Here is a 6,574-nt window from a genome sequence, read left to right as displayed (position 1 = left end):
TTGGGTCAACCTCGCCACCTGTATCGGTGCCCCGGTCTCCACCACCGAATGGGTGGTGGAGACCGGGGCACCGATACAGGTGGCGAGGTTGACCCAAAGCGCGGAAGAGATGAGCGCCGACATCATCGCCCAGATGAAGACCTGCGCATCGGCAAAGGAGGCGGGATCGATGATCCCCTTGGAAATTGTCGACACGACGTCGCCCCCGGCCAGAAGTGCACCTGCACTTTCGCTGAGCGCGGCGATGGCGATGGCACCGCCCATGGTCAGCGCGTTCGCACCCACGGCGGGCCCCATATTGTTCGCGACGTCATTGGCCCCGATATTCACCGCCATGTAGGCGCCAAAAACCGCAGCCGCGATCACGACGAAGCCGCCCGGGGTTCCGCCGAAGAAGACGGCGCCCAGTATCCCGGCAAACAGCATGAAGATCAGCGCGATGCCCGGCGCCACGAGCGAACGCGACAGATGCGTCGTTGCCAGTTCCACCTTGGATATCCGGTCGAGATCGCTGTCCAGCGTCTTCCACTGGCTGCCGCGCGGCGTTCTGGCCATTGAGCGTCCTGTCCTGCGTCGGGGTTCGGGTCGGGGTTTGGGGTCAGAACGGGGTGGCACAGCCGCCGGGGTCATTCAAGCCCGGCCCGTTACTGACGGGTTGGCAGGGTGGTCCGGTAAAAGGCGCCGCTCAAAGCGCCCGCAGCAGATCAGCCAGTTCGGGTTCGTCCACGCGGCTGGCGGCCTCTTCGGGGGAGAACCACGCCCGTTCGCGTTCATCCACTTCGGGATAATCCACTTCGAGGTCGGAGACTTCCGCCAGATAGACCTGAACTTCGACCGGCAGGGAATGTCCGCCCGTCATTCTCTTGTCGTAGTGATAGATGCCGTAGGGTTCCGTGCGGACGCTCGCATTTTTCACGCCAGCTTCCTCCCATGCTTCCTGAAGCGCGGCACCCGGGCCGTCCAGCCCGTCGATGGGCCAGCCCTTCGGGACGATCCAGCGCCCGGTATCGCGGCTGGTGATCAGCAGAACCCTGCGGCCTTCCGGCGTGTTGCGATAACACAGCGCGGCAACCTGCAGACGCCGGGGGCGTTGCAGGATGGGAAGGACCAGATCGGTCCAGGCGCGCTTGAAGACATGCATCATACCGGTTGAAACGGACTCTCGTTACATCTGTTACTGAATGAGACCTGTGTATAACTCGTTTTGCGGGTAGATTCAAATCCTTGTGGTGCACTTGTCATGTGCCCTGTGGCAGGACACTCTGGCCAAAAGGCAAGGAGGGACGATATGCCCAGAGAGCAGAAGATGGCGGATATCGGGGTCTACGGGCTGGGGACGATGGGCAGCGCGCTCGCGCTCAACCTTGCCGACAACGGGTTCACCGTGGCCGTCACCAACCGGGAAGCTGAATGGATCGACCGCTTTATGGAGCAGGCAGGTCCGCTCGCTCCCTCTTTCCGGCCCCATGCGGAGCTGGAGGGGTTCGTGGCTGCGCTGTCGCGCCCTCGCAGTATCCTTTTCATGATCCCTTCGGGTGCTCCGATGGATGACATGATCGCCGCCGTGACGCCGCTTCTGGATGAAGGCGATACGCTGATCGACGGCGGCAACGCCGATTTCAACGACACGCGTCGGCGGGCTGCAGCCATGGAAGGATCGGGGCTTCATTATGTCGGTATGGGCGTATCGGGCGGGGAGGAGGGCGCGCGGCACGGACCATCGCTGATGGTTGGCGGCAGTGCTCACAGTTGGGACCAGTTGCGCCCGATGGCCGAAGCGATCGCCGCGCGGTACGAAGGCGACCCCTGTGTCGCCCACCTTGGCCCCGATGGCGCCGGCCATTTCGTCAAGACCGTTCACAACGGCATCGAATATGCCGACATGCAGATGATCGCGGAGATCTACGGCCTGCTGCGCGATACCGGCGGCTGGCCCCCGCAGCGGATCGGAGAGGTTTTCGAAGGCTGGAAGGACGGCGCACTCAGTTCCTACCTGATCGAGGTTTCCGCCGCCGTGCTGCTGACGCGTGACGACAAGACGGGCGGCGCGCTCGTCGACAGCATATTGGATCGGGCAGGCCAGAAGGGCACGGGCCGCTGGACACTGGTCGAGGCGCTCACGCTGGGCCAGTCCGCCAGCGCGATCGAGGCTGCGGTGGGCGCGCGGGCGTGGTCCTCCGAAAAGGATACCCGCGTCATGGCGGAGCCTTTGTTGCCTGCCGCTGCCCAAGAAGCTCCGCTGCCCGAGTTGTCTGACCTGCATGATGCGCTGCTGGCCGGGCGCATCCTTGCTCATGCGCAGGGGTTCAGGGTGCTCTGGGCGGCCTCGGCAGAATTCGAATGGTCGCTCGACTTCGCGCGGATCGCAGAGATCTGGCGCGCGGGCTGCATCATCCGCTCGGCCTTGCTGGATGAATTTGCCGCTGCCTTCCGCAGCGAGTTACCCGCGGAACACCTCATCCTCGCCCCGGCGATGCGGGAACGTCTGGAGGCCTCGCTCGGGGGATTGCGCCGGGTGCTGGCCTGCGCGGTGACGCGAGGGGTGCCGATGCCTGCGCTTTCCGCTGCGCTGGCGTGGTACGATACCATGCGCCACGCACGGGGGACGGCCAACCTGATACAGGCGCAACGCGATTTCTTCGGGGCCCACGGGTTCGAGCGGATAGATGAGCCGGGATCGTTCCACGGAGACTGGATCGAACTTGGGCCCGAGGCGCTGAATGAAGACTGAGGCCGGGTGCTGCGCCGCCCCTTTCGCCAGACGTCTAGTCGGAAGCAAACGGATCGTCAGGATAGCTGACATGAGCCAGGTACAGGCCCTGCGGCGGGCAGACGGTGCCACAGGCAGCGCGGTCACGTGCAGCCAGCGCGGCCGAGACCTGATCGGGCGTCCATGACCCGGCACCTACGTGTTCCAGCGTCCCCACGAGGCTGCGCACCTGATTGTGCAGGAAGGACCGGGCGCGAACGTCGAAATGCACCTCTGGCCCCGCGGGGGTTTCCACCCTTTCGATATCCAGCCGGTCGAGCGTGCGCAGGGGGCTGTCCGCCTGACAGACGGTGGAGCGGAAGGTGGTGAAATCGTGCCGCCCCAGAAGGCGCCCGGCGGCGGCACGCATGGCGTCGATGTCCAGCTGGTGCCTCACCTGCCACACCAGCCCGGCCTGATGTGTCGCGGGGGCACGCCGGCAGAGGATACGGAATAGGTAGCGGCGTTCCAGCGCGGAGAAACGCGCATGAAAATCGTCGTCCACAGCGGCGCAGGCGGTAATCGCCACGGGAAGCGGTTTCAGGTGGTAATTCAGCGCCTCCGACAGGCGAAAGGGCGACCAGTCCCGGGTGAGGTCGCAATGGGCGACCTGCGCCAAAGCGTGCACCCCCGCATCCGTGCGCCCGGCGGCGGCGATGCGGTGTTCCCCCGGTTCGAGCCGGGCAAGCGCCGTCTCGATCGCGCCCTGTACCGAAGACTGGCCGTTCTGGCGCTGCCAGCCCACGAAGGGCGCCCCGTGGTATTCGATTTTCAGCGCATAGCGTGGCATGGCGCGCGTCTAGCTTGCGGGTCCGGTTCTGGCAATCCCCGGACCGCGCCCCTATGTTGCGCCGCAGGCCAGATCGCTGGCCAGAACGCATGGATAGACGGGACAGACAGTGAGCATCGCGGGATTTGCAGACAGCCTCTGGCGGCAGGTGGAAAACGTGGGCGACACCCTGTCGGAAACCCTGCTGGAACCTGTCGTGCGTCTGGGTGTCACCGGGCTCGCGCGGTCTGGCAAGACGGTATTCATCACCTCTCTCGTGGCCAATCTGCTGGACCGTGGGCGCATGCCCGGCCTGCTGGCGGCGCAGTCGGGCCGGATCGAGGCGGCCTTTCTGCAGCCGCAACCGGACGACGCCGTGCCCCGGTTCGACTATGAAAGCCACCTCGGCGCGCTGACCGCGCCCGATCCGCATTGGCCCGAAAGCACCCGTGCCATTTCCGAATTGCGTCTGTCATTCAGGGTTCGGCCCGAGGGCATGTTGGCGGGTTTGCAGGGGCCGCGGACGGTCCACCTCGATATCGTGGATTATCCGGGCGAATGGCTTTTGGACCTCGCCCTGCTGGATACAGACTATGGCACATGGTCCGCCCGTGTGCTGGAGCGGATTGCCGAGCGCGATGAGGCGGAGGATTTTCGCAGCCTCGTGAACAACACGGACCCCGCGGCACCCTTTGAGGAGGTGGAGGCCAAGCGGCTGGCGGAAAGTTTCAGCAGCTACCTTCAGCGTGCGCGGGCAAACGGCTATTCGGACTGTACGCCCGGGCGTTTCCTGCTGCCGGGGGATCTTGCCGGATCGCCGGTTCTGACCTTCGCGCCGCTGCCCACTGACGGGACCGCCCCGCGCAAGGCGCTGGTGCGGGAAATGGCGCGGCGTTTCGAGGCCTACAAAAAGCTCGTGGTGCAACCCTTCTTTCGGGATCATTTTTCGCGGATCGACCGGCAAGTTGTGCTGGTGGATGCGCTGGGCGCCATTCATCAGGGCCCCCGCGCGGTGGAGGATCTGCGCCGTGCGATGGCGGAAATCCTTTCAGCGTTCCGCCCCGGCCAGAATGGGCTTCTCTCCACCCTGCTGCGCGGCAAACGTGTGGAAAAGGTGCTTTTCGCCGCGACAAAGGCGGATCACCTGCATCATTCGCAGCATCCCCGGCTGACCGCCATCATGGAGGCTTTGGTGCGGGATGCCCGCGACCGGGCGCAATACGCGGGTGCCAGTACCGCGGCCATGGCCATTGCCTCGTTGCGGGCCACGACAGAGGCGCAGATGCCCCATGAGGGGCGTCAGCTTGACGTGGTGCGGGGCCGTCTGCTGGAAACGGGCCGGCAGGCGGCCTTCTACCCCGGTGAGCTGCCCGAGGATCCCGCCCGCCTTTTGACCCCTGCGCGGCAGGGGGCGGAGCGCTGGCTTGACGGCGACTACAGCGTGATGAAATTCGCGCCCGCCCCGCTCAACCTGCGCCCGGGGGATGGGCCGCCGCATATCAGGCTGGACCGCGCTGCGGAGTTCCTGATCGGGGACAGGTTGTGAGCATGCCAGCCGATATCGAAATCGGCCCGGCCCGCGTGCTGGACGCGGGACGGCTGGGCGCGCTGATGAGCGGTGCCATCGCCCGGCTGGGCTGGATGCCGCATCCGCATAGCCGCGCGGAGGACATCCATTTCGTCGGCCAGATGATCGATGCGGGCTGGGTCCGCGTGGCCCGGTGGGAAGACGAACCCCTGGGGTTTCTCGCCATACGAGAAGAGGAGGTTCAGGCGCTTTACCTGCTGCCGGAAGTGCAGGGCAGGGGCATCGCCCGCGCGCTGATGGAAGATGCAAAAAAGGGGCGCGAACGGCTCGGTCTCTGGTGCATGCAGCGCAATGCCCGGGCTGTGCGTTTCTACCGCAAGGCGGGCTTTGTCGAAGCGCGCCGTACCGACGGTGTGGCCAACGACGCGGGGCTGCCCGACTTGCGTTTTGAATGGCAGCGGAAGGCAGGATAATGGCGAAGGGACCGGTTCTGTTCGATCTGGAGGATGACGAGGGGCCGCAGCCCAGGGTGGCGGAAGCGCCGCCGGTGCCTGATATTGACGGCCCCGCCCCGCAGGGGCAGGCGATGCAGATTGCCGCCCATCTTGCGGCGCGTCGGCCGTCGCGCCTGGTGCGGTTGTTCTGGATCCTCGCCGGTATGCTTGTCGGCGCGCTCGTTTCCATCGCCGCATGGGATTTCGTGACCACCCTGCTGGCGCGGTATCCGCTGCTGGGATGGGGGGTGACCGCACTATTGCTTGCATTCGTTGCCGTGGCGTTACTGCTCGGGCTGCGGGAACTCGCGGCCTTTGGCCGTCTCGCGCGGCTCGACCGGCTGCAGCACGATGCGCAGGAGGCGCTGTCGAACGCGGACCTTCGGTCGGCGCGCGCCGTGACTGATCGCCTCGTCGCGCTCTATGCCGGGCGGGAGGATACGCGCTGGGGCCGCGAGCGGTTTGCCGAACTTTCCGGCGACCAGCTTGAAGCGGCGGGCCTGCTGTATCTGGCGGAAGCGGAATTGCTGGCACCGCTCGATGCCGCTGCCCGAAGGGAGGTCGAGGCGGCGGCGCGGCAGGTGGCAACGGTGACAGCGCTCGTACCGTTGGCTCTGGCGGATGTGGCCGCCGCCATGCTGAGCAACCTGCGGATGATACGCCGGGTGGCCGAGGTCTATGGGGGGCGGTCCGGCTTCCTGGGCTCTTGGCGGCTGACGCGGGCCGTGTTGTCGCATCTGGTGGCGACCGGAGCCGTAGCGGTAGGTGACGACCTGCTAGAGCCTGTCCTCGGGGGCACTGTTTTGGCGCGGTTGAGCCGCCGGTTCGGTGAAGGCCTCGTGAACGGTGCGCTCACCGCCCGCGTGGGCGTGGCCGCGATGGAGGTCTGCCGCCCGGTTCCCTTCTCTGCCGGGCGCCGGCCAAGCGTGCGCGGCATTGTCGGGCGCGCTCTGACAGGGCTGCTGGGGCGCGGCAAGGGCGGTTGAACGATAGCCTGCGCGAGGTTGCACAGCGGGCCGGGGGGCCAGCCCCCC

At 66.2% G+C, this 6,574-nt stretch carries 7 protein-coding genes; 4 read left to right on the top strand and 3 right to left on the bottom strand.

The window, feature by feature from the left end; genetic code table 11:
• Positions 1–555, bottom strand: a 555-nt coding sequence (locus A3728_RS05360; protein ID WP_150120656.1) for an inorganic phosphate transporter, incomplete at its 3' end; no start/stop codon positions are given.
• A gap of 130 nt (positions 556–685) precedes the next feature.
• Positions 686–1,144, bottom strand: coding sequence for an NUDIX hydrolase (locus tag A3728_RS05355; RefSeq protein ID WP_067920939.1), 459 nt, complete (start codon positions 1,142–1,144; stop codon positions 686–688).
• 144 nt (positions 1,145–1,288) lie between these two features.
• Between A3728_RS05355 and gndA the strand changes: the two genes are divergently transcribed.
• Positions 1,289–2,731 (top strand): NADP-dependent phosphogluconate dehydrogenase, encoded by a 1,443-nt coding sequence (gndA, locus tag A3728_RS05350; protein ID WP_067920938.1) that lies wholly within the window; start codon positions 1,289–1,291, stop codon positions 2,729–2,731.
• Positions 2,732–2,765: 34 nt separating this feature from the next.
• On the opposite strand, the gene truA is transcribed toward gndA, so the two are convergent.
• Complete coding sequence (gene truA, locus A3728_RS05345; protein WP_067920936.1) at positions 2,766–3,539, bottom strand: tRNA pseudouridine(38-40) synthase TruA; 774 nt, start codon at positions 3,537–3,539, stop codon at positions 2,766–2,768.
• A 109-nt stretch (positions 3,540–3,648) separates the two neighbouring features.
• Here truA and A3728_RS05340 point away from each other — a divergent pair, with 109 nt between their 5' ends.
• The 3 genes from A3728_RS05340 to A3728_RS05330 are packed head-to-tail and all read left to right on the top strand — an operon-like array spanning position 3,649 to position 6,526.
• Positions 3,649–5,064: a YcjX family protein gene (locus tag A3728_RS05340; protein ID WP_067920934.1), complete on the top strand. Its 1,416-nt coding sequence runs from the start codon at positions 3,649–3,651 to the stop codon at positions 5,062–5,064.
• A 2-nt stretch (positions 5,065–5,066) separates the two neighbouring features.
• A complete protein-coding gene (locus A3728_RS05335; protein WP_067920932.1) occupies positions 5,067–5,519 on the top strand; it encodes a GNAT family N-acetyltransferase in 453 nt (150 codons plus the stop codon).
• The gene (locus A3728_RS05330; RefSeq protein ID WP_067920930.1) at positions 5,519–6,526 is read left to right on the top strand and encodes a YcjF family protein; all 1,008 of its coding nucleotides are present in this window, start codon (positions 5,519–5,521) and stop codon (positions 6,524–6,526) included. The genes A3728_RS05335 and A3728_RS05330 overlap by 1 nt, the downstream gene beginning before the upstream one ends.
• The last annotated feature ends 48 nt before the right edge of the window (positions 6,527–6,574 follow it).

This window comes from Sulfitobacter sp. HI0040 (genome assembly GCF_001634885.1).
Taxonomy (GTDB): Bacteria; Pseudomonadota; Alphaproteobacteria; order Rhodobacterales; family Rhodobacteraceae; genus Sulfitobacter.
The sequence above is the reverse complement of the archived record's forward strand: the minus strand, read 5'-3'. Positions and strand labels throughout refer to the sequence as shown.

Coding starts and splice junctions, on each gene's coding strand:
- truA (WP_067920936.1), bottom strand. CDS start 3,539: ATGCCACGCTATGCGCTGAAAATCGAATACCACGGGGCGCCCTTCGTG.
- gndA (WP_067920938.1), top strand. CDS start 1,289: ATGCCCAGAGAGCAGAAGATGGCGGATATCGGGGTCTACGGGCTGGGG.
- A3728_RS05335 (WP_067920932.1), top strand. CDS start 5,067: ATGCCAGCCGATATCGAAATCGGCCCGGCCCGCGTGCTGGACGCGGGA.
- A3728_RS05330 (WP_067920930.1), top strand. CDS start 5,519: ATGGCGAAGGGACCGGTTCTGTTCGATCTGGAGGATGACGAGGGGCCG.
- A3728_RS05355 (WP_067920939.1), bottom strand. CDS start 1,144: ATGATGCATGTCTTCAAGCGCGCCTGGACCGATCTGGTCCTTCCCATC.